Origin of the sequence: Photorhabdus viridis (assembly GCF_040256935.1) — a bacterium.
Taxonomy (GTDB): Bacteria; Pseudomonadota; Gammaproteobacteria; order Enterobacterales; family Enterobacteriaceae; genus Photorhabdus; species Photorhabdus viridis.
In genome coordinates, this window is sequence record NZ_JBEJZY010000144.1 from 1 (window position 1) to 1,471 (window position 1,471).

1 pseudogene is annotated in these 1,471 nt (G+C 57.9%); it reads right to left on the reverse strand.

Annotation, left to right across the window (positions count from 1 at the left end):
* A pseudogene (locus tag ABR397_RS22575) lies at nt 1-1,471 on the reverse strand (DNA primase); the annotation flags it as partial.

The following is a 1,471-nucleotide window of genomic DNA, read 5'->3' on the forward strand; positions in this document are numbered from 1 at the left end:
ATTCCAGAGCAGTTCATATTGCAACAGATGGCCGCGACTGCCGCCGTGTGTCAGCAGGTATTCCATGTCACTCAGGCGCTGACAGTGGAGCTTAAGCTGGCTGTCACTCCAGTGGGTATAACTGCGGATATCCCGGCGGGTAAAGCGGATATCTTTCACCGGGCGTTGTTGCGCTGCCGCTGTGTCTTTCACCATTTGCTGTATCAGCAGCAACAGTTTTCGGGTCTGGGGCGGCATCTCATCCAGCGTACGGCCTAATATCTCGTGGGCCAGCCGGTTCGCCAGGCGGATATCTTCTTTGGTGACTTCGATATATTCAAGCCGTTTGCCCCGGTGTTCCGCGGTCTTCACCGTCCGCTGGTGCTGATGCAGCAGGGCGATACTTTGTATCAGGGTAAGATATTTCATGTGGTCGCGCCGGGTGCGGGTTTTATCGCTCATGAACGTTAACTGTGAGGCATAAGGGTTAACCACATTGAGCGGGCGCAACAACCGCTGGGCGTTTTGATGCAGTTCGGTGATATACGCCTTTTCATTTTCGGCCAGTAAGCCTTCGAGGGTTTGCTTATGGCGCTGCAAGGCGTGGATAGCTTCGGTCTGTTCCCGCGATTCGTTTACCGTCAGCACCAGACAGCGGTTTAACAGCTCTTCATCGACATCAATCGCGGTGGTGGTGAGCATCAGCATCACCGGTCCTTTCACCGTGTACTGTTTGGTGACCAGATTCCCGCTGGCATCGTCTTTACCGGTGCTGGCAATGGTCAGTTCGCCGTCGCTTTGCAACAGCTTAAGCGCATAGGCGGCCTGCCTGACGCCTTCCTCTTCGGCAATGGCTAAGATTTTATGCTGGAGATTGGTTTCCCCCAGATAGAACAGACTCTGGCCGGTCATGGCGCTGTATTGCAGCCGTTCTTCTTCCGGTATCAGATTGAGGACCGCATCCATCAGTGAGCTTTTCCCGGCGGCACTGCTGCTTTGTATCAGCACGGCCAGCGGACGGTCCAGCTTGCGACTGACGGCGGCTAAGTAACCGGCCAGCAGGTTAGTGGATTCGCCCACCACGCCACAGGCGGCTAAGTCAGTGATGATGCGCTCACTCAGTTTCGGCTCTTGCAGCAACGCCAGCGCCGCGGCCCGCTGGTCCTCGCTCAGTTCGGGAACCGGTGGGGTTTCGGTTTGTTCACTGACGCCGGCCTGTTGACACTGTTCCAGTACCAGCAACACCTGCCCCAGCGCCCGGCGCAGGTCACCTTCGGCCAGCCCCAGTTCGGTGGCGGCCAGCCGCGCATACCCGCCCCGGCTGCGGGCGCTCATCATGTCCACGCTGTCGGCGAACATCACGCCGCTGTCAGTATCAACGACCTGAACATTCACTTTCATCACCGCCGCCCCGGCTTTCACCTGTGACAGGCCCCGGATACCCCACTGTTGTGTGCCCAGCGTCAGGGATATCTCGCCGTTAGCGCCGGTT